Annotated in this window: 23 protein-coding genes; 4 read left to right on the top strand and 19 right to left on the bottom strand. The window is 37.3% G+C overall.

Annotated features, from left to right (window positions below; genetic code table 11):
- Nucleotides 1–31 precede the first annotated feature (31 nt).
- Nucleotides 32–232, top strand: coding sequence for a hypothetical protein (locus tag IGK72_RS01815; protein ID WP_002355314.1), 201 nt, complete (start codon nucleotides 32–34; stop codon nucleotides 230–232).
- Nucleotides 233–315: 83 nt separating this feature from the next.
- On the opposite strand, the gene IGK72_RS01810 is transcribed toward IGK72_RS01815, so the two are convergent.
- From IGK72_RS01810 to rhaB, 6 genes are all read right to left on the bottom strand, one after another.
- Nucleotides 316–1,152: a sugar phosphate isomerase/epimerase family protein gene (locus tag IGK72_RS01810; RefSeq protein ID WP_002355313.1), complete on the bottom strand. Its 837-nt coding sequence runs from the start codon at nucleotides 1,150–1,152 to the stop codon at nucleotides 316–318.
- Between the two features lies 1 nt (nucleotide 1,153).
- Nucleotides 1,154–2,032, bottom strand: coding sequence for an AraC family transcriptional regulator (locus IGK72_RS01805; RefSeq protein ID WP_002358417.1), 879 nt, complete (start codon nucleotides 2,030–2,032; stop codon nucleotides 1,154–1,156).
- A 251-nt stretch (nucleotides 2,033–2,283) separates the two neighbouring features.
- The gene (rhaM, locus tag IGK72_RS01800) at nucleotides 2,284–2,595 is read right to left on the bottom strand and encodes an L-rhamnose mutarotase (RefSeq protein ID WP_002361185.1); all 312 of its coding nucleotides are present in this window, start codon (nucleotides 2,593–2,595) and stop codon (nucleotides 2,284–2,286) included.
- A complete protein-coding gene (gene rhaD / locus IGK72_RS01795; protein ID WP_002363003.1) occupies nucleotides 2,592–3,440 on the bottom strand; it encodes a rhamnulose-1-phosphate aldolase in 849 nt (282 codons plus the stop codon). The genes rhaM and rhaD overlap by 4 nt, the downstream gene beginning before the upstream one ends.
- Nucleotides 3,441–3,467: 27 nt before the next feature.
- A complete protein-coding gene (gene rhaA, locus IGK72_RS01790) occupies nucleotides 3,468–4,754 on the bottom strand; it encodes an L-rhamnose isomerase (RefSeq protein ID WP_430619609.1) in 1,287 nt (428 codons plus the stop codon).
- Complete coding sequence (rhaB, locus tag IGK72_RS01785; protein ID WP_002381192.1) at nucleotides 4,751–6,262, bottom strand: rhamnulokinase; 1,512 nt, start codon at nucleotides 6,260–6,262, stop codon at nucleotides 4,751–4,753. The genes rhaA and rhaB overlap by 4 nt, the downstream gene beginning before the upstream one ends.
- Nucleotides 6,263–6,381: 119 nt before the next feature.
- On the opposite strand from rhaB, the gene IGK72_RS01780 reads away from it, so the two are divergent.
- The gene (locus IGK72_RS01780) at nucleotides 6,382–7,254 is read left to right on the top strand and encodes a helix-turn-helix domain-containing protein (protein ID WP_002386087.1); all 873 of its coding nucleotides are present in this window, start codon (nucleotides 6,382–6,384) and stop codon (nucleotides 7,252–7,254) included.
- A gap of 147 nt (nucleotides 7,255–7,401) precedes the next feature.
- On the opposite strand, the gene IGK72_RS01775 is transcribed toward IGK72_RS01780, so the two are convergent.
- From IGK72_RS01775 to IGK72_RS01730, 10 genes are all read right to left on the bottom strand, one after another.
- Complete coding sequence (locus IGK72_RS01775; RefSeq protein ID WP_002355306.1) at nucleotides 7,402–8,697, bottom strand: TRAP transporter large permease; 1,296 nt, start codon at nucleotides 8,695–8,697, stop codon at nucleotides 7,402–7,404.
- Between the two features lie 35 nt (nucleotides 8,698–8,732).
- On the bottom strand, nucleotides 8,733–9,209 hold the full coding sequence (locus tag IGK72_RS01770; RefSeq protein WP_002355305.1) for a TRAP transporter small permease: 477 nt from the start codon (nucleotides 9,207–9,209) through the stop codon (nucleotides 8,733–8,735).
- Nucleotides 9,210–9,223: 14 nt separating this feature from the next.
- Nucleotides 9,224–10,231 (bottom strand): TRAP transporter substrate-binding protein, encoded by a 1,008-nt coding sequence (locus IGK72_RS01765; RefSeq protein WP_002355304.1) that lies wholly within the window; start codon nucleotides 10,229–10,231, stop codon nucleotides 9,224–9,226.
- A 20-nt stretch (nucleotides 10,232–10,251) separates the two neighbouring features.
- Nucleotides 10,252–11,358, bottom strand: a complete 1,107-nt coding sequence (locus IGK72_RS01760) for a glycoside hydrolase family 88/105 protein (protein WP_070416037.1) — start codon at nucleotides 11,356–11,358, stop codon at nucleotides 10,252–10,254.
- A 229-nt stretch (nucleotides 11,359–11,587) separates the two neighbouring features.
- Complete coding sequence (locus IGK72_RS01755) at nucleotides 11,588–12,376, bottom strand: gluconate 5-dehydrogenase (protein ID WP_002355302.1); 789 nt, start codon at nucleotides 12,374–12,376, stop codon at nucleotides 11,588–11,590.
- Between the two features lie 21 nt (nucleotides 12,377–12,397).
- Entirely contained in the window at nucleotides 12,398–13,237 is an 840-nt protein-coding gene (gene kduI / locus IGK72_RS01750; RefSeq protein ID WP_002355301.1) for a 5-dehydro-4-deoxy-D-glucuronate isomerase, read from the bottom strand.
- A 12-nt stretch (nucleotides 13,238–13,249) separates the two neighbouring features.
- Nucleotides 13,250–14,257, bottom strand: a complete 1,008-nt coding sequence (locus IGK72_RS01745) for a PfkB family carbohydrate kinase (RefSeq protein WP_430608886.1) — start codon at nucleotides 14,255–14,257, stop codon at nucleotides 13,250–13,252.
- Between the two features lie 4 nt (nucleotides 14,258–14,261).
- Nucleotides 14,262–14,909: a bifunctional 4-hydroxy-2-oxoglutarate aldolase/2-dehydro-3-deoxy-phosphogluconate aldolase gene (locus IGK72_RS01740; RefSeq protein ID WP_002367887.1), complete on the bottom strand. Its 648-nt coding sequence runs from the start codon at nucleotides 14,907–14,909 to the stop codon at nucleotides 14,262–14,264.
- 160 nt (nucleotides 14,910–15,069) lie between these two features.
- Nucleotides 15,070–15,822: an IclR family transcriptional regulator gene (locus tag IGK72_RS01735; protein WP_023894891.1), complete on the bottom strand. Its 753-nt coding sequence runs from the start codon at nucleotides 15,820–15,822 to the stop codon at nucleotides 15,070–15,072.
- Nucleotides 15,823–15,952: 130 nt separating this feature from the next.
- Nucleotides 15,953–16,420 carry a MerR family transcriptional regulator gene (locus IGK72_RS01730; RefSeq protein WP_002383688.1) on the bottom strand — a complete coding sequence of 156 codons (468 nt, stop codon included), beginning with the start codon at nucleotides 16,418–16,420 and terminating at the stop codon, nucleotides 15,953–15,955.
- A 100-nt stretch (nucleotides 16,421–16,520) separates the two neighbouring features.
- Here IGK72_RS01730 and IGK72_RS01725 point away from each other — a divergent pair, with 100 nt between their 5' ends.
- On the top strand, nucleotides 16,521–18,038 hold the full coding sequence (locus tag IGK72_RS01725; RefSeq protein ID WP_080442404.1) for an MDR family MFS transporter: 1,518 nt from the start codon (nucleotides 16,521–16,523) through the stop codon (nucleotides 18,036–18,038).
- Nucleotides 18,038–18,742, top strand: a complete 705-nt coding sequence (locus IGK72_RS01720) for a DUF4811 domain-containing protein (RefSeq protein ID WP_002364955.1) — start codon at nucleotides 18,038–18,040, stop codon at nucleotides 18,740–18,742. Before IGK72_RS01725 ends, IGK72_RS01720 begins: the two co-directional genes overlap by 1 nt.
- Before the next feature lie 53 nt (nucleotides 18,743–18,795).
- On the opposite strand, the gene IGK72_RS01715 is transcribed toward IGK72_RS01720, so the two are convergent.
- From IGK72_RS01715 to IGK72_RS01705, 3 genes are read right to left on the bottom strand one after another with little or no spacing between them, the layout of a single operon-like run.
- Entirely contained in the window at nucleotides 18,796–20,025 is a 1,230-nt protein-coding gene (locus tag IGK72_RS01715; RefSeq protein ID WP_430608884.1) for an ABC transporter permease, read from the bottom strand.
- A complete protein-coding gene (locus IGK72_RS01710; RefSeq protein WP_002383683.1) occupies nucleotides 20,022–20,732 on the bottom strand; it encodes an ABC transporter ATP-binding protein in 711 nt (236 codons plus the stop codon). Before IGK72_RS01710 ends, IGK72_RS01715 begins: the two co-directional genes overlap by 4 nt.
- Nucleotides 20,733–20,741: 9 nt before the next feature.
- A complete protein-coding gene (locus tag IGK72_RS01705; protein WP_002361175.1) occupies nucleotides 20,742–21,920 on the bottom strand; it encodes an efflux RND transporter periplasmic adaptor subunit in 1,179 nt (392 codons plus the stop codon).
- Nucleotides 21,921–22,078 lie beyond the last annotated feature (158 nt).

The following is a 22,078-nucleotide window of genomic DNA, read 5'->3' as shown; positions in this document are numbered from 1 at the left end:
GTGGTATACTAAATAGAAGGAGGACGAGGACATGCGTTACTTAATTGGCGGTATTTTTTTATTGATTAGTATCTGGCAATTCATTGTTACTGGACGGACATTTTCCTACTTAAAGAAAGAGGGCGGCAAAAGAACCTCACCATTTATTCTGTTAGGACTATGGAGTAGTTTAGTGTTTGCTATTATTTCATTTGCTGTGGCGATTGCTTCTTTCTTTTATGTGAGTTTTTAAGGCAAGTATATTTTATATTTTGTCTTATTAAGCAACGAAAAACATCTCAAAAAATCGAGATGTTTTTTGTTGCACATTTTTATCTAAATGGAATGATATTGCGAAACTTTTTGATAGGCACTTGCTATTTTTTCAAATGGTGTTTCCTCAAAAATAGTGAACAGTCCGGGCTTATGTTTATTCAAAAATTGAATGGTTTCTTTAAGAGGTACCTGCCCTTCGCCAATGGCTACCGGAAATATCTGCTGATTTCTTATAATGAAATCTTTCAAATGAAAAGCAACGATTTTTTCACCAAAACACTCAAACGCTTCTTCTACTATTTCCAAATACGTTTTATCTATATCCACTCGAATTAAGTTGGTAGGATCCAAAATAATGCCTAAATTAGTTGAAGCAACCTCGTCAATCAATCGTTGCATTTTTTCAATTGTATGAATTGGATGATTGATTCCTGGTTCAATCCCAACAATTATCCCATACTTTTCAGCTTCTCGACATAATCTTCTAACAGAAAATAAAACTTCTTCGTAGGCTTCTTCTGTATAATTATCTTCAGTGTAATAAATCGTTTCATATATACTGCCTGTTTCAGTTGCAACGATTTTTGCCCCAAACATTGAAGCGTAACGAATGTATGTTTCAAATTGATGCAGTCGTTTTTCTCGCTCTTCTAAATCTGGATGAATCAGATTAATATAACAACTTAGGACACTAATCGTAATCTTTTCATCTTCGAAAATATTCTTCAATTGACTTCCTAGTCCTGGAGATAGAACAGCAGCACTTGCATATTCTGGATAAGAAATACCTAAGGCAAATTGAATTGAAGTTATGTTCGTTTCAGCAATTTTTTTAGCCAATTCCACAGGAGATATTTTGGTGCCAACATCATGGGCACGTACTGCAAGTGTCAACATTTTATTCAAGCCTCACTTTCTTGATAGATTCTTCGTAATGATCAAAATGAATGATCTGATTATTCTTATGTTGCACCAAAAATTCTTTCGGTGTCATATTAAACTCTTTTTTAAAAGATTTCAAAAAGTGTGGATATGATTTAAATCCACATTTCAGGTAAACATCACTAGCACTGCGATATTCTTTTAATAACTGTTTAGCGTAAAGTAGTTTCTTTTTCAGCACAAATTGATGGAAAGTAAATCCTGTATGTTTCTTAAATTCCCGCGTTACATAATACTTAGTCACAAAAAAATTTTTTTCCATCTGTTCTAAGGTTAATGGTTGATCCAAATTTTGAGAAATGTAGGTAATCATTGCTTCAATTCGTTCATTTTCAATCATTTGTTTTGGTTGGCTCTCATTCTCTTCTTTCAGAACTAATTGATTTAAGTAAATTAAAAAGTCTAACAGTTGTTGTTCATAACGAACATCCGCACCATATTCTTCTGGCAAAGGAGAATGATCTAACGGGGTCAAGTAGTTTGCTAATTTTGCTACATCCACTTTGATAACTTTACTACGACGCTGACCAAAATGTTGAAAACAAGCAGACAAGTTTGTCCGTTTACTAGATCGTTGTTGTAAAAAATCAGGTGTTAAAAAAATATACATCCGTTCAAAATCATCAGTACTCTGCTTAATAATTCGATGTAAATCATGATAATGAATGAGTAAAACGGTCCCTGCTTCAACATCAAATTGATGTCCATCTAAAAAGAACGTTGCTACCCCTTTTAACGTACAATGGACTTCATAAAAATCGTGGTAATGATAGATGGTTTTTTCTGGACTAACCATATCTTTTACATGAAAGATCTCATATTGATCTGAAATCATACTATTTACTTGTGATTTCCGGATTTCTTTTACACTCTTCAACAAGATTCACCTCTTTTTTTAGAAGTTAACTATTTTTTGAATAAACAGTTACAGCTAATGTTGGTACAATTTATTTCTTTCTGGAACAGCCGTTACCACAAAGGCTTTCTTTGTAAGTTCTAGAACAATCCCTTGAAATCAACTCTACTCAAGTAAGTTGTTTTGTGTACAATCATACGATTCACTATAACAAACTGTTCTATTTTAAATTATAGTTCAAAAACTTTTTTTAATTCAGCCGTCACCGGCGAGCAATCAGGATTTGTTTCCATAATATCTTCCATATAGTTCCACCATTTTTGATTGATTGGTGTCAGTGCTATTTGCTCCCAGCGAGCTTCATCTTCTATTTCTAAATAACCAAAAAGTGTACTGGTTTCAGGATTTAAAAAAATTTGATACTTAATTACCCCATGTTCTTTCAGCATTTGACGCATTTCTGGCCATAACTTCTCATGACGTCGTTGATATTCGGCATGTTGATCAGGATATACTTGCATACAAAAGGCTTTTTTTATCATAGCTTTCTCCGTTTTGATACTTTCTCTTCCAAATAGCCAACTTTCGGTGTCACACCAAACGCTTCTGCTAAGCGCCATAAATCTGCATCTGAAATTGTTTGGCGAACGCCTCCTTGCGCACAAACATAAGTGTACACTTCAGCGGCTTTTTCAGCAGTTTCAATTAAACCAAATACTTCATCCATATCACGGCCAGTACCATAAATACCATGTTGCGGCCATAAAACCAAACGAGATTCTTTCATTTTTTCAGCCGTTGCTACACCAATTTCATTCGTTCCAGGAACCAACCATGGAATAATACCAACACCGTCTGGAAATACTACTAAACATTCGGTACACATTTGCCATAATGTTCTAGTAAAGACTTTTTCATCTAATTCGTGGGTAAAACTCATTGCTAATAAATGACTCGCATGATTATGCATGACAATGCGATTTTCTGGATCAACAGCTAAACGAGCAATATGGCTCATAAAATGGCTAGGTAATTCACTCGTTGGCACAGCTTCATCTTCTAAGCCCCACAATAGTTCTAATTCCTGGCCATTTTCACTAACTCGTAAAATCCCTAAGTTTTCGCTTGGTGCATCACAGACATTTTTAAAATATTTTCCTGAGCCTGTCACGATAAAATATTTTCCTGCTAATTTCGTTGCATCAAATTTCATTGGAATCTTTCGGAGCACTTGTGTTGGATTTAGAAAAGGTAAAATCTCCTCCTCTTTTAATAAATACGAAATATTTCCGCCATTTCGTTCATCCCAACCTAAACGATATAAATTTTTGGTCGTTTTGACCATTTCTTCCACAAATGGTGCTTGTAACACGTTCATTTTTTTCATTTTAGAAGTTCCTCTCGTTTGTTAATTTTATGAAAAACGACAACTATCTTTACCTGTTGGCAATTGACGAGTTGGTAAAATCACTTTTTCGTATTCTTGAACATCCGTTAACCAATCTAAGCCGATAGGTACGTGATTTTCTTGACAGTAGTAGTTCCAGATATCGGCAAATGGAAAGTCTTTTAACTCTTCCGTTAAGGCTAAACGTGTGGTAAAATCTCCCATCAATTCAGTTTCTTTTAAGACGTTTGTTGGCTCAAGCATCGCTTTCATTAACGCTTTTTGTGTATTGCGGGTGCCAATCACCCAAGCGGCAACACGATTGATTGTGGCATCAAAGAAATCTAAGCCCACGTGTGTTTTTCCTAATAAATCATTGCGAACTAACTCCTTGGCAATTTCTTGCAATTCATCATCCATAATGACAACGTGGTCACTATCCCAGCGAACTGGACGACTGACATGTAATAGCATTCCTTCGCCAAATAAGGATAATGAAGATAACTTATTAGAAATCACTTCTGTTGGATGAAAATGACCAGCATCTAAACAAATTAATTTATTCCGCGTTAAACCGTAGCCCATATAAAATTCATGAGACCCAACTGTATAGGCTTCTGAACCAATCCCAAAGAGCTTGCTTTCCACCGCATCGACTGTATAAGCTGGATCAATTTCCTCTGAAAAAATTTCATCTAGCGAATCCATTAGCCGCTTTCTCGGCGTTAAACGATCAACTGGGTTATCTTTAAAGCCATCTGGCACCCAAAAGTTATTGACAGCTACTTGTCCTAATTCTCTTCCAAAATATTCAGCAATTCTTCGTGAACGTTTCCCATGCTCAATCCAAAAGTCTCGAACTTGCGGATTCGGATGAGCTAAAGTAAAGCCATCGCGGTACATTGGATGCGAGAAAAAGGTTGGATTAAAGTCCAATCCTAAGCCATTTTCTTTTGCCCAAGTCACCCATGGTTCAAAATGCTTTGGTTCCAGTTCGTTTAAATCTACCCTTTCCTCTGTGTCTAAATAAATAGCATGTAAATTCAATTTGTGTTTTCCTGGAATTAAAGAAAACGCTTTTTCTAAATCTTGACGTAGTTGCTGGGGACTTCGAGCAACGCCTGGATAATTCCCTGTAACTGAAATACCGCCAGAAAGTTCATCCTCACTTAAGAAGCCTCTCACATCATCTCCTTGCCACACATGCATTGAAATTTTGACATCAGCCATTTTTTCCAATACAGCTTCGGTATCTGCGCCAATACTGGCATATTTTTCTTTCGCTTCTTCATATTTTTGTGTAATGGTTGTCATAATGAGCTCCTTTTCATAAATGCTTGATAGCGATTTTTTATTGTTGAATCAATTGGATTTGCTTGATAGATTTCCGTGGGAAAAGATGTTTGGATACAAGTACGAGCTGCTGGAATATCTTTAAGTTCACCTGTTGCAATCATCTGCATCAAAAGATTACCTAAAGCAGTTGCTTCCCCAGGTCCCGCTTTCACTGTAACATTAGCAACATCAGCAGTTAGCTGGTTCAATAAACGATTATTGGAACCACCACCGACAACATGTAAAGTTGTAATTTTCCGTTCGATTCCTGTTAATTGAGCTAATTTTTCTAGTTCTACGCTGTAACACAATGCTAAATTATCATAAATACAACGAGCGAGTTCACCAGGGCTTTCAGGAACTGTTTGTTGTGTTTCACGGCAATAGGCTTGTAATTCAGTAATCATATTTCCCGGATTTAAAAAACGAGGATCATTTACATCAATAAATTGTTGAAATGCTGGTTCTTTTTCAGCTAAGGCGGCCAATTCAGCATAGCTATATTGGTAGTTTTGGTACCGTGCCACTTCTTGAATTAGCCACATACCCATAATATTTTTTAAGAAACGAATTGTGTTCTGGGCGCCCCATTCATTCGTGTAATTTTCTTGGAAAGCTTCAGCAGAAATTGTTGTAACAGTCGTTTCAATGCCTAATAAAGACCAAGTACCACTGCTAATGTACGCCCAGTCATCGCCAATGCCTGGCGTACCTAAAATTGCTGAAGCTGTATCATGACTAGCTATCGTAATCAACGTTGCATTTGGTAAATCATAGTCTGGAAAAGCCGCTGTTTGCAGGTCGCCTAAAATCGTGCCCGGCTCTACTAATGTTGGAAATAGTGTTTCATCAATTCCTAGGAAATCCAGTAATTCACTTTCCCATTGTTTCGTTCCAGCATTCAACAGTTGCGTGGTGGAAGCGTTGGTTGCTTCGATGACTGCTTTTCCAGTAAAGACATAACCTAAGTAATCAGGGATTAACAACAATTGACTGGCTGCAGCCAAACGTTCCTTTTCCTCTACAAATAACTGAAAAATGGTATTAAAAGGTTGAACTTGAATCCCCGTTTGTTGGTACAATTTTTCTAATGAATAGCCTTTTGAAAAATTTGTTACAGCTGCTTCTGTCCGTCCATCTCGATAAGCAATCGGTTCGTCCAAAAGTTGTCCAGATTGATCCAGCAGACAATAGTCAACACCCCAAGTATCAATTCCAATAAAACATTCCTTGATACCTAATTGTTTAACTTTTTGCAGACCAAGCAGTAACTCATGAACTAAACTAGCCATATCCCAACGCTGATACCCATCTTTTTGATGAAAACCATTTTTAAAACGATGAATTTCTTCTATTGTTATCTGACCATTCGCTAAGCGTTGACTTTTCATTATGCGACCGCTAGAAGCGCCAATATCAACCGCTAAATAGGTTCGTTTCTCAACTTGTTCTTTTTTCACTTTGTTGATAGTTGTCAATCCTTTCACTATTTTTATTTTTTGTACGTTAGACTAACTTTATGTATTCATCATAAACAAAAAATAGCGCTTTCACCTCTCACAATTTTGAGATATAATTGTACTATCTTGGTAATTAGGAGGTTCTTATGGATTATTGGGAAAAAGCCGACTACTCTTGGTCAGACGATTCTAAGAGACATATTTTGACACCTAGCAGCAAAAGTCGCACACTTTTTTATTACATACAGGAAATTGGACAGTTTAAAGCCTCGCGCCCTTATTATACGGAGCGGGCACATTTACCATCATACTTAATTAAATTCACGCTAAATGGTACTGGGGAATTACGCTATCGTTATCATACATACAGCTTACAGAGAGGTGATTTATTCTTTATTGACTGTCGGGATTATCAATACTATCAAGCAACCAGCGAAGAGCCTTGGGAAATGGACTGGATTCATTTTGAAGGAGGAAATTCTGGTGCTTTTTTCCAAGAATTTATGAAAAATGGTTCACCAGTTTTCTCCACTAATCAGCTTCCAGAAGATAATCCTATTCATTTAATCATTCAGCAGCTATTACAATTACAAGATTTACAACATGCGCAAACTGATTACCAATCTTCCGTTTTAATTCATCAATTACTGAACGAATTATTGTTGCAAAAGTATCGTCAAGACTTTACCTACGAAACGATTCCATCATTGGTTTTGGAAATGAAAGCTTACATTGATCAACATTTCAAAGAAACAATTTCTTTAGAAGACTTGGCTCAACTCTTTCATTTAAATAAATATCAATTGAACAAAGAGTTCTCCAAATACATTGGATTACCGCCAATTAAATATCAAATTAGTAAAAAAATTTCTTATTCAAAAGATTTACTACGCTATTCTAATCAAACAGTGAAAGAAATTGCTGTAGATGTTGGTTTAGAAAACTATGCCTACTTTAGTCGATTATTTAAAAAGCGAACTGGATTAACTCCTAGTCAATACCGTAAAAGTGGCTTCTAAAAAATCTCTCTATGACACATAATGTCATAGAGAGATTTTTTATTTCTATGCCTCCTAAACTCAATATTTTATAGTAAATTACCAAATCTAGTTGATTGAACAACTTATATTTCGCTCAATTGGGGTTGTTAGACAATTTGTATTGAATTAAGAAATTAGATTTGGTAACCACATGACAAGTTCAGGTACATATGTGATTAAAAGTAAGATTGCTAAGATTACCAGATAAAATGGAACTAGTGGTTTCAGCATTTGCTCAGCTTTAACACCCCCAACACTAGCACCAACATATAATCCCGTTCCAACAGGTGGTGTAATTGAACCAACACACAAGTTCATAATCGCAAATAAACCAAAATGAACTGGATCCACCCCAACATTCATAACAATTGGTAAAAAGATTGGCGTAAAAATCAAAATAGCTGGACCAACATCCATAAACATTCCCACAAACAATAGGACAACGTTTACTAATAGTAGAATTAAGTATTTATTGTCTGTGATTCCTAAAATAGCTGTACTGATTGCTTCTGGTATCCCTGTAAAAGCCATCGCAAAAGACATCATTGAAGAAGTTGCCAACAAGAACATAATGGTTCCACTCATCAAGACAGCCTCTTTTAACATTTTAGGTAAATCGTTTATTTTCACTGTTTTGTAGTAAAACATTGAAATCAATAATGAGTATGCAACAGCAATTGCTGATGCTTCAATCGCTGTAAATAACCCCGTCAAAATACCGCCAATAATAATGACAATTAACAATACACTGGGAACCGCTTCTCGCAGAACCTTGCTGACTTCTCCTTTTTTTGCTTTTGCCACAGTAGGATAATTATGACGTTTTGCAATAACATAGGCTACCACCATAATTCCTAACGCCCACAAAGAACCTACCAAATAACCTCCTAAAAATAAAGAAGAAATAGAGGCCCCACCAGCCACCAATGAATACATAATAAACGCTGTACTTGGTGGAATAACCATTCCTGTAGGAGCAGAGGCAATATTTACAGCCGTTGCAAATTTCCGATCGTAGCCCTCATTTACTTGTTGCGGAATTAGCACGCCACCAATAGCAGTAGATGCTGCAATTGCAGAGCTAGAAATCGAACCAAATAATGCGTTCCCTAACACATTAGTATGTGCTAGCGCGCCGGGAACACGACCAACAAATAACATAGAAAAATTTACCAACTTTTGGGCAATTCCCCCATTATTCATAATCACACCAGAAAAAATAAAAAACGGAATTGCTACGAGAGAGAAACTATTTAAACTAGAGACCATTTTTTGAGCTGAGGTAAATGCAGCTGCTTCAAAAGGAATTACTAATAACAATGTTGCAATTGAAGATGCCGCAATGCTCATACCAATTGGCATACCAACTACCAATAAGACTGCAAAAACTACAAATAAGATAATGCCTGCTTCTAAAGCCATATTTTTACTCCTATTCTTTTTCTTCTATAAACGCATTAAGAATCTTTTGATTGCGTGAATAACTCTAGCAAATTCATCAAACTATAAATAAACATCAAAACACCTGCCACTGGAACGGCTAAATAGACATAACCCATAGGAATTGCCAAAGATGGTGAAATTTGTCCTAACGTAATTACTACACCATTCCAACCGCCAAATATCATAATCACTCCTGCAAAAAGTAGGAACAACAATTGAACAATAAATTCTAAAAAGCGTTTTTGTTTCCCTTGTAATTTTTCACTTAACAAAGTTACTGCTAAATGTCCCTTTTTTCCAACCACATAAGCAGAAGCTAACATCGCCAGCCAGACCAATGCAAAGCGAACAAATTCTTCTGTTAAGGTACTAGGATTTTTTAACACTGTCCGGGCAAACACTTGGTACAAAACGACCAAAACCATTGCAGCAAGAATGATTGATCCAAGTATTTCTAAAAGTCGATTTAAAAATTTTCTAAAACCTTTCATAATTACCTCCTTAATTAGTCCGCCAACTGGCGAATAGCCTGATACAGTTCGCCATGTTCTGAGCTATTTTTGAATGATTCATGCAACGGTTGAACAAGTTTTTGGAATGGTTCACTGTCTACTTGATTGAACACAACACCATATTCTGCTTGTGCTTTTTTCTTTTCTTCTTCAACCGCTTCTTTAAAGACCGTTTTTTCAAAAGCGGTCGATTCTTTTGCTGCTTCTTCAATCGCTTGTTCTTGTTTCGCTGTCAAACGTTCTTTTGTCCCCTCGTTCATAATCACAATATCTGGCACTCGAGTATGCTCATCATAAGAATAATACTTAGCCACACCACCATGACCAGCTGTATATAAAACGAACTCATTATTCTCTGCACCGTTGATTAGATTAGATTGTAGAGAAGTATATACTTCCGAACTACCCATAGGTACTGGCGAACCCCCTAAAAGTTCTACCATTTTGATGGCGGTTTCACTTTGCATGACCCGAATTTTTTTACCTTTCAAATCATCTGGAGATGTAACAGGCCCTTTGCTCATATAAAAACTTCGTTGACCAGAGTCATAATAAGTTAAACCAACAAATCCTAATTTTTTTGTAGAATCATACACTGGTTGCATTAGCGCTTGATTATCCATTACTTTAAAAAAATGTTTTTCATTATCAAAAATATACGGAATGGCAAATACAGAATAATCTTTAGAAAAACTTTCTAATGCTGATCCACTGACCTTTGCAAAATCAATTGCACCTGTTTGTGTTAATTCAATTAGTTCTGTTTCTCCTCCTAATTGACCATCTGGAAAGTATTCAATTTGAACTTTACCATCTGTTTTTTCCTCTACCAATTCACCGAATTTCTTCATAGAATCGATAACTGGTTGGCTATTACTAGCATACGCATAGCGCAAGACTACCGTATCACTTGCCGAAGCTTCTGTTTTGCCGCAACCACTTAGCAACTGTAATCCTGCCAATACCATAACTGCTGTAAATAAAACCTTTCTTTTTTTCATGAACTTTTCTCCTTACTTTTCTAGCAATAAGAAACAAGCAATTCAGTCAAACATAGGATTGTTAATGATTGACCATAAGGCATCGCTGTCATTCCAATTGTGCGATAAAAATCTAAATTATCACCCATTCCTGTACCAACTGACACATGTTGTACTTCTCCCGTTTCATCAATCTCATTTAGTAAGCCAGCAATTGCTTTGTTTGCCACTTCTTCATATTCAGAAGAAATATATTTTTTATGAACCGCTTTTAAAATCCCATAAGCGAATCCCGCTGTAGCAGAAGATTCTAAATACGAATTTGAATCATTAATTAATGTATGCCATAAACCAGATTCATCTTGGTATTTCGCTAAAGCTGCCACTTGCGCATTGAGGGTACTTAATAAAAATTCCCGTAAACTATCTCCTTTTGGCAACTCTAAGATTTCAATAATTTCTGGAATAGCAATCGTAATCCAGCAGTTCCCTCTTGCCCACAGTGCTTCCGCATAGTTATGATTTCCCTCAAAAGTCCAACCGTGATACCATAGACCACTTTTTTTATCTTGTAAATATTTAATATGGATTAAAAATTGATGCTTTGCTTCTTCCAAATAATCGAGTCGATTCAACAACTTACCAATTTTTGCCAAAGGTAAGACAGTCATCATTAACGTATCATCCCATAATTGATTTTTATTTTCTGGTCCATATGTCGCATGTTGCAAGCCCCCTTCATTCGTTCGGGGCATTTCTTCCATCACCCATTCCGCCCATTGCTCTAAGTAAGGTATATATTTAGAGTCTTTAGTGTCTTCATATAGATAAGCCATTGTTAAAAGCGGAGCCATCGTATTCACATTCTTAGGCGGCGCGCCTTCTTGCATCCGACCTTCAAACCAGTCGTTAACTACTTGTAAAGCTTTTTCACTTTTAGTATTTCGATAATTCTTATATATACCATACAACCCAACGCCTTGCGGCCAGTTCCAAATCGTCCAACTTTTGTCATCAACTTTTAAACCATCAAAATCTAACAGAAATTCACCTGTGTTATCTTTAATCGTTGTTAAACTTCTAATTAATAAGTCAATCGTTGTTTCTACTGTATCTTTTGGTATGAATTGTTCCTGTTTAATAATCATCGGCAATCAAAACTCCTTTTCCATCCCACCAGCGCAAATGAAACGCTTTCATTTTTTTGTAATTTTAGTTTAGCAAGGAATGTTAGCAAATTATATAGTTAATCTTGACGAATTACTGTCAAAAATTGACTTTTTTTAAAAATTAGATACGGTTTTTACCAATTCAATCAATGAGTAAATAACAAAAAACGGACATCCTTTTTAGGTATGTCCGCTTTTTGTTACTTATTTATGGTTGTTTTCCAATATAAGCTAAAATTCCACCATCGACATATAAGATATGTCCGTTAACAAAGTCAGAAGCGTTAGATGCTAAGAAAACTGCTGGGCCAGCTAAGTCTGCTGGTGTGCCCCAACGATTAGCAGGTGTTCGTCCCAAGATGAATTCGTTAAATGGATGCCCTGGTTCTCTTAATGGCGCCGTCTGTGGCGTTTCAATGTAGCCAGGTCCAATCCCATTACATTGAATATTATATTGTCCATATTCAGAAGCAATATTTTTCGTTAACATTTTTAGTCCGCCTTTTGCTGCCGCGTACGCACTAACTGTTTCACGACCTAGTTCACTCATCATTGAACAGATATTGATAATTTTGCCATGACCCTTTTCAATCATATCTGGAATAACCGCTTTTGCCATAATAAATGGCGCATTCAAGTCAACATCAATCACTTGACGGAACTCTTCTGCTGACATCTCCACCATTGGAATTCGTTTAATAATTCCCGCATTATTGACTAAAATATCAATAGAGCCGACTTCTTCTTTAATCTGAGCAACCATCGCTTGAACTTGCTCTTCATCAGTGACATCACACACATAACCACGTGCTTCAATCCCTGCAGCCCGATAATTTTCCAAGCCTTGTTCAACTGATTCAGGAGATAAGTTATTAAAAACAATTGTTGCTCCTGCTTCAGCTAGGGATTTCGCAATCTCAAAGCCAATCCCATAAACAGCACCTGTAATTAACGCTACTTTTCCATCTAATTGAAAATCATTCATTTTAAATTCCATGTTTTCTCCTCTTTCTTTGGTTTATTTTAATTGATCCATTGCAACCATATCCATGTCTGTGTACGTAATATTTTCTCCGCACATGGCCCAAATAAAGGAATAATTACTTGTACCAACCCCAGAATGAATTGACCAGCTTGGTGAAATAGCTGCTTGTTCATTACTCATTACTAAATGTTTCGTTTCGTCTGGTTTACCCATCATGTGGAAAATCCGCGTATCTTCTTCCATATCAAAATAAACATACGCTTCCATACGACGTTCATGTGTATGACAAGGCATTGTATTCCAAGCGCTACCTGGTTCTAAAATGGTGTAACCCATTTGTAACTGGCAACTTTCACAAACGTTCGGATGAATGTATTGGTAAATTTTACGTTGGTTCAATGTTAATGGATCACCCGTTTCCATTGGGGTAATTTCATCAATACTAATTTTTACGTTGGGATATTTATGATGTGCTGGGACACAACTAATGTAAAATTTCGCTGGATTATCAGGGTTTTCTGAAGAAAAACGAACATGTTTTGTTTCTTTCCCAATATAATAGCCATCTTGTTTTTTCATTGTTTCTTTGGCGCCATCAATTTCAATAAAGCCTGGTCCCCCAATATTAATAACCCCTAGTTCACGGCGTTCTAAGAAATAGTCAACCCCTAATTCTTTGTCCAAAATAATTTCTAATTCTTCTGTGGTCGGTGTCACACCACCAAAAATCATCCGATCATTATGTGTGTAGGTTAAGCTGATTGCACCTGGAATAAAAACTTTCTCTACTAAAAATTCATCTCTCAATTGTTCTGTTGAATAGTGACGGATATCCGCCGGACTATGTGTATAACGTGTTTCCATATTTTGCATAACTAAAATCTCCTATCTATTTATTTTTCCTGAGCCCGTTACCAAAAAAGCAAGGACTTCTTTTTGACTAAATTGATTACAATCACCATGGACAGTATGTTTTAACGCACTAGCCGCTGTCGCAAAATCAATGCAGGTTTGTGGATCATAGGCAGCTAATATGCCATGTAAAACCCCACCAGCAAACGCATCACCGGCACCGACACGGTCAACAATCGGTTGTAATCGATGACATTTGGACGTATAATACGCACCTTTGTACCATAGCGTTCCGATTAATTCATTATCTGTCGCTGAATGAACTTGACGTTTGGTTGAATAAAATACTTGAATGTTGGGATAACGTTCTTGCATTTTTCGGTAGTACCACGTTAATGCGTCTTCAAGTTCTTCCTCTGGTTCTGGAATCTCCAGTAAATAACGAGCATCTAATACCCCAGCTGAACAAATATCAACAAATGGAAGAATGGCCTTCAATGCCACGCTCGCTTCTTTCTGGGACCAAAGTTTCCCTCGATAATTAATGTCAAAACTTACTTGGCACCCTGCTTGCTTCGCTGCTTTAACTAGCGCAACCGTCATACTTTGCCACGTTTTTGATAACGCCGCTGTAATCCCTGAAATATGAAAGATCTCTACTCCTGAAAACAGCTCATGTAAGTCCCATTCCATTTCTTCGATTTGAGCAAAGCTTGAATAGGCGCGATCATAGACAACACTGGCTGCTCGTTCTCCTGTACCAGTTTCCAAGTAATATGTTCCTAGGCGTGTTCCGCCAGTTCGTACAAATTCCGTTGAAACCCCATAACGACTTAAATGCTTTTTGGCGGCTTCTCCTAATGAATTATCGGGCACTTTACTAGCAAAAGTCACTTGGTGGCCATAGTTCGCTAACGAAATCGCTACATTCGCTTCACCACCGCCGTAATGTACAGCTAAATTTTCTGTTTGTGCTACGCGTATTCCGACAGGCGTTGACAAACGCAACATGATTTCTCCCAATGTTACGACTTTCCCCATGTGCCTACACCCCTTTGATTGCTTGGAATTTTTCCATATAGGCTTGGGCAACCTCACGAACTTTTTCAAAATCCCCAGTTGCTGCTGGCGCTAACAGATTGCCACCAACACCGACGGCCGTCACACCTGCAGCAAACCACTCGGCCATATTTTCCAAACTGACACCACCCGTTGGCATAATATTTAACTGAGGCAATGGCGCTTTAAATGCCGAAATAACACTCGGTCCATAAACACTTCCCGGAAATAGTTTAATAATATCTGCTCCGCTTTTCAGTGCTTCTTTCATTTCTGTGATGGTCATACAGCCTGGCAAGTAAGGAACTTGATATAAATTGCAAATTTTAGCGGTTTCTTCATCGAAGCTTGGACTCACAATATATTCAGCCCCTGCTACAATAGCTAAACGAGCAGTCGTAGCATCCAAAACTGTCCCCGCACCAATGACTACGTCAGGATTCTCTTGATATAACGCAACTAATTCCTGAATCACTTCTGTTGCTTGAGGAACAGTAAAGGTTAACTCAATCCCCCGCATACCGCCTGCTACAATGGCTTGACTAGCTTTTAGCGCTTCCTCTTTTGTCTTTCCGCGAACCACAGCAATCACGCCAGCATTTTCTAATTTTTGTAAAATTGATACTCGCTTCAACAGACTCCCTCATTTCTTATTTAGAAATATATATTTATTATAAAGAAATTCACAACTTCATTATACAGATAAAAAAAGAAAATGCAAACGTTTTTACAAAAATAAAAAAAGAAAGACAAACAAAAATCCCAATCGACTTTTGTTTGTCTTTCTTTTTCTACTATAATTTCTCTTCAATCGCTGCTTTTGTTGCTAAAAGGGCTTGATTAATCGTCGTTTTATTTTCCTCTGTCAAACGATATTTCGGCATGCTTACACTAAAAGCGCCCGCAATTTCGCCATCTTTCATTAAAGATACTCCGCTACAGAAAATATCTTGTTCAATTTCTTCATCATCGTAAGCAACCCCCGTTTGTTGCACTTGTTTTAATTCTTTTTTCAAACGCAAGGGATTGGTAATCGTATTTTCGGTATAGGGAATTAATGTCTGCGTGTCTAAATATTGTTGCACTTGTTCTTCCGAAAATTCTGCTAAAACGGCTTTACCCATGGCCGAATTATACAAAGGTCGAGTAATTCCCACTTTCGAGGACATGCGAATCGTTTGATTTTTCGGTTCTAATTTATTGATATACAGAATTTCATTATTATTTAAAATCCCTAAATGAATGGTTTCATCGACCGTATTTTGAAGGTTTTCTAAATAAGGTACCGCAATTTCAGCTAAATCGATTTGCTCCACACTTTGATTCGCATAGCGAATCAATTTTGTTCCTAAGCGGTATGTCTTGTTCGTGTCTTTTTGAACATAGCCAATTAATGTTAAGGTTTCTAAAATTTTGATTGCCGTTGATGCCGTCATTTCGGTATTCTTTGCAATTTCCTGTAAGGTTTGATCGGGTTGTAAACTTAGACAGTCCATGATTTTAGCCGCTTTTAACAAGACTGTTCCGTAAGGTTTTGTTTCTTTCATCGAAACCCTCCTTTTCCATATAAGAAATTATATAGAAAAATAAAGAAATTGCAAGAAAAAAAGAACTCGAAGATTCATTCAGTAACGTTTTACTTTCACTTCAGGTCTTTCTCCCAGTCCTATTTCATTCTTATTTTCTTTTCTTTAACTCATCAGAAACATCTGCATCCTTAGGAATTAAAAGATACTCACTGACTTCTGTGGTTTCATTAAATACAACATATAATTTTTGTTCTTCATCGAAATCGCCCAAATCAATCGCTACGTAATTGGGACAAACTTCTGAGATACCATGAAACATTTGACTAAAGATTTTTTTCGTCATCCCCACATTACGATGCTGCTCTTCTGCTTTTTCCACCGCACTTTGTAACGTATATCCTTCATCTAAAAAACGCTTGATCCAATGCACTTTGACGACTGTATGTAACCGATATTTCCGTGGACCGTTTGCGTCTTTCGCAATGGAAGAAATATACCCTTTTTCTTCCCAATAACGAAGTTGACGTGGCGAAACTTCAGCAATTTCACTTAGTTCACTAATTCCTATCAACAAATTTTCTTCATTTAACAAACGCTGAATCATTTTTGACCACATTAGTTTAACTTCCTTTCCCTTATCCTTTCCTTAATTGTAGTTTTTTTTACACCTTTGTCAAGTAAGTTGACAAAGATTCTAATTAGTTGTAAAGTAGTTAATGCAATTTAATTTGAAACTTACAGAAAAAGGAGCGATATATGTGACTTCACAACAACCTGTGGATATTCACGGAAAACCTTATAACCGGTCGTTACTAGTCGGTGTTTTACTAATCGGAACATTTTGTACGATTTTAAACCAAACGCTTTTAACGACGGCCTTACCTACATTAATGAAAGAATTTGATATCTCAGCTTCAAGTGTACAGTGGCTAACCACTGGATTCCTACTTGTGAACGGCATTATGATTCCCATCAGTGCTTGGTTGATTAACAAATTCAGTTCAAAAAAATTATACATAACAGCGATGTCAACGTTCTTAATCGGAACCATCATCTGTTTTGTAGCGCAAGACTTCGGCATGTTATTGACTGGACGTCTTGTTCAAGCCGCAGGGGTCGGTGTATCTATGCCTCTTTTACAAACAATTATGCTTTCAATTTTCCCGCCTGAAAAACGTGGCGCTGCCATGGGCACAACGGGAATTGTTATCGGATTAGCACCCGCTTTAGGTCCAACATTATCTGGTTGGATTATTGATTCTTATACATGGCGTGACCTTTTTGGGATGGTCATTCCAATTGTCGTTTTAGTCCTAATTTTAGCTTCATTTTTAATGAAAAATGTCATTCAATTATCTAATCCAAGTATCGATGTCTTATCGGTCATTCTTTCTACTCTCGGCTTTGGTAGCTTACTTTACGGTTTCTCAAGCGTTGGTGATAAAGGTTGGGGTAGCCCGCAAGTCTATGGATTCTTAATTGTTGGTGCGATTGTTTTATGTCTTTTTACATATCGACAATTGCATTTAGAACAACCTTTCTTAGAACTACGCGTTTTTAAATCAAAAGTCTTTACTGTTGCGGCCATTTTATCTGGCGTAACCAACATGGCAATGATTGGCGCCGAAATGGTTTTACCTTTGTATATCCAAAATATTCGTGGCGAATCTGCCTTCCATTCAGGGTTAATGCTTTTACCAGGAGCGTTAGTCATGGGACTTATGATGCCAGTAACTGGTCGCATTTTTGATAAAATTGGTGCCCGTCGTCTTGCGATTACTGGGATGTTTATTTTAACAGCTGCAACGTTACCGTTTGCTTTCTTAACAAAAGCAACACCTATTATTTATATCATTGTCCTATATGCGATTCGGATGTTTGGTATTTCGATGGTCATGATGCCTGTGACAACTTCTGGCATGAATGCTTTACCAATGAATTTATTAAGTCACGGAACTGCTGTAAACAACACCTTCCGACAAGTAGCCAGCTCAATTGGAACAGCTGTTTTGATTAGTGTTTTAACAAATGTTACCAAAGACGGCTTACCTGCATCGGACTTATTAAAAACAGCCCCACTCACTTATCGCGACCAAGCAACAAACGCAACACTAAACGGTTATCACGCAGCCTTCTTCGTGGCAACAATCTTTGGCATTCTCGGCTTGGCGATTACTTTCTTCTTAAATAAAAAAGAAGCGATGCCTGTTAAGGAAGTAGGTGCAATGAAATAATGATTATTTTCCTTTTAATCCTTTGCGTGTTAGGCTTTGCCTATACGAATGTATTTGGCCGAAAAGTCTGGCATAAATGCTGTATGGTTATTTTTGGTTTAGGGTTCTTAGCTTCGTTAAGTCTTATCGTTTTAAACGATAAAGATCATTTTGGTATGACCGAAGTTACTCAGGACAAAACGTTTGAACTAAAAAGCAGTAGTTCAAGCAAAGATGGCCCCAACATGTTATTGTACCAGCCGTTGGGCGATGGTTCCGAAAAAGTTTATTTATATAACACACCAGATAAAAAGAAACTACAAAAAACAGGAACGGAAAACGTCACAAACACGGTTCAAAAAGATGCTCAAAAAGCCACATTAGTCCAAAAAACGACGAAATGGTCCTATCAAGAGTCTTGGGCCAAAACACTATTTGGCCTTGCTGACAACGATAACCAATTTGCAAAACAAGAAAACACCTTCAACGTTGCTAGTGACTGGCTAGTTTTAAGTGCTGATCAAGCCAAAAAATTAGGCGAATATATGGAACAACATGCCGCTGATATCAAAAAAGAAGGGACTGAAACAGTTGGCAAAAAAATGATGGCTGCTATGATGGCGAATCCATCAATGTCCCAAGAAGAACAAGCGAAACTCACCGAACAATATACCAAAGAGTTTCAACAAGAATTGATTCAGAAAATTCTTAGTGACATGAAATAAAAAAGCGAGCTTGATAGATCATCAAACAAGATGTGACTACCAAGCTCTTCTTTTTAATTATAAATCGCTTTAATCGGATCCATCCTCGAGGCACCAATTGCTGGAATAATCCCGAAAAAGATACCTGTGAAGACCGAAACCAATGTTGAAATAGCAAAGATGGACGGCGTAATAATTGGCGTAATCGAAATATACCCACCGACCACAGTTGCCAATAAATAGCCGCAGCCGACACCAATCAAACCACCAATCAATGTGATAAACGCTGCTTCCATTAAAAATTGGAATAAAATGACTCGTGGTTTAGCACCAATGGCCCGGCGAATCCCGATTTCTCGTTTCCGTTCCGTGACAGACACATACATGATGTTCATGACGCCAATTCCCCCGACTAATAGGGAGATTGCAGTAATTGCCATCAGAAACATCGTCATACCCGTGACCATTTCTTCCATTTGTTGTTGGAGTTGTTGGTCTTGGTCATTTTCTTTAAACGTTCCTTTCACTTCAGGATGATTTTCACTTAAAATAGTGATTGCCTGTCCTAAAATTGCTTCACGGTCTGCTCCCTCACGAACCTTAATATTGATGCCACTAATTGCTTTTGTTTTCGCTAATTTATTGTATGATTCTCGAGAAACAAAACTGCTCATAGCAGTTGCCCAATCATCGTTCATACCCAAACTATCTAAATCTTTTGGTGCTAAAATACCAATCACCTTGTACATATAACCACCAATTGAAACAGCTTTTCCAATGAGTTGGCTAGGATCATCAAGCCGAATTTGCGCTTCAAAGATATCATGATTTAAGACAATTGCATCTGTATTTGCATCGCTCAGTTGAAAATCACGACCATATAAAATATCATTCTGCCCTTTAGTCGACGTAATGGATAAATTCGCTTGCGCCCCAAAATAATCCATTGGTACAAACAAATTGTCTCCGCCCCCCATCATTGATTCACCATATTGAGGATAAATACTTTCAATTCCTTGAATGTCTTGTAATTTTTTCAAGTCCACTCGGCTAAACGTATAATCTGGCTCTTCGTAGGACATAAAATTGTCATTGCTACCATCCGACATTGTATAATGAATCTTCAAAACATCCGCGTTCACTGCACTGGATGCCTTCACAACTTGACGCTTCATCCCTTCACCTAGCGCAGAAATCGTTACGACTGATGTAATCCCAATAATAATCCCGACCATCGTTAAAAATACCCGCAACTTATGCGCCTTTAAACTTAAAAAAGTACTAACAAATAAATTAGCAATCATCTAATCACCTCTTCTTCCAAAAAGCGACCATCTTTCATATGAATCACTCGTGAGGCATATTTTTTCATATCTTCATCATGTGTCACCATGACAATTGTTTTGCCCTGTTCATTCAATTCTTTCAATAATTCCATGATTTCTGTACCCGTTTCACTATCCAATGCCCCAGTCGGTTCATCAGCCATAATCAATAATGGATCATTCACCAAGGAACGAGCAATGGCTACTCTTTGTTGCTGTCCTCCAGAAAGTTCAGTAACTTTTGATTTGGCTTTTGTTTCCAAACCGACAATTTTTAGGTATTTTTCAGCAATCGCTTTTTTCTCAGCGCGGCTTTTTTTCCCTTCATAAACACAGGGCAATTGAACATTTTGACTAACATTTAAGGAATTAATCAAGAAAAATTGTTGAAAAATAAATCCTAGATATTCATTGCGAAAGGCTGATTTTTTATTTTCAGACAATTTTGAAACATCTGTTCCTGAGAAATGATAACTTCCGTCTGTTAAGCGATCCAAGAAACCGATAATGTTCATCAGTGTTGTCTTACCGCTGCCGGACTTCCCCATGATTAAAATGAACTCTCCTTGATGGATGGTCAAGTTCAATTCTTTTAAAACATGTAGTTTTTCCTTACCTACTGGATAGAACTTGTTAATGTCCCGCAATTCAATGAGGGGTTGATTTGTATTGTTTGCTTCCACCATCAAGCCCTCCTATTTCGACGCATCTGTCATTGATTCGTTGGTTGCTGATTCATCAGAAGCAATCGCTGCATCTGATTCCACAATATCACCGACTTTTACTGGTTTTTTTGAAGAAATAACCACTCGGTCGGCTGATTCTAAGCCAGATTCAATCGCCATTTTGTCGCCATTTTCTTGCCCGACTTGGACATCACGACGAATGATGGTTCCAAAATCATTCACTAAAACGTAGGCCTGTTCACCCTCTTTTTGAATTGCTTTTTTCGGTAACTCAATCGCCCCTAAATCGCCTAAATCAATGGTTGCTTGCATATGATAGCCATTTTTAACTTTGTCTAAATTGGCCAACGCAATTTTGACGCTATAACTAGACATCGTCGTGCCGCCCTCTGGATTGCCACTCGCGGCATCGCTGTTGCCTTCAGGAGGATTATCATCGATGTAAGAAATTGAGCCATCCACAACCACATTGTTGGAAACAGAAGTTAGTTTAGCTTTTTGCCCAACACTAATTTTAGTCAAGTCCTTTTCATTCACTTTTCCAGCTAAATAAAGATCTTCTGAAGTTAACCGTAAAATCGGTGAATTGGCATCTTTTACTTCTGGAATTGATACGCGGCCTTTGAAATTAGCCTTTGTGGAAATATATTGCTTCGCTCCTAAATCCGCTAAGGTTTCATTGGTGAAGGTAATCTCTTCATCTACCGCATCGACTTCTGTTTGATATTGTTCATTTAAATCATCACCAGATATCGTGCGGTCTTCTTCTTTAGTTTTATTAAATTTATCAATGGCCCGATTCCACTTATTATAGATATTCGCCCGCTTCGTTTCTAATTTGGCTAAGCTATTTTGTTGTGCCTCAATTTCTTTTGTGACCGCCTCATCTTCATAAGTAAATAATTCTGTGCCTGCATCTACGACATCGCCGTTTTTCACCTTAATCTCTGGATCCTTTGTTATTTTTTGATCGCGCGCAAAGGCTTCCATTTGTTCCGGTTGGATGACACCGTTAATATAAATTTGTTGCAAGTCAGGAACATCAAAATAGTCAATTCCCCAGTCATCTTTAGGCGCTTGCTTGACAGCTACTTGTTGTGCATTTTTATTTAACGCATTCACAGTTACGATGCCCCCAACCGCAATTACAGCAACTGCCCCCAATATAATTATCGTTTTCTTCTTCATTTTCTTCGTTTCATCTCCTCATTCTGTCTATTTTCCCCAACAAACTAAATTGCTCGGTCGTTCACTTATAACTATTTAACCATGCTTGAATTCAAGAAACAAGGGCATTTCTCTAGGCCTTTAGTCTGATTTATTTCATTTTTGTTCATTTTTTTATT

Source organism: Enterococcus sp. DIV0183, from assembly GCF_050541505.1.
GTDB lineage: Bacteria > Bacillota > Bacilli > Lactobacillales > Enterococcaceae > Enterococcus > Enterococcus faecalis.
The sequence above is the reverse complement of the archived record's forward strand: the minus strand, read 5'-3'. Positions and strand labels throughout refer to the sequence as shown.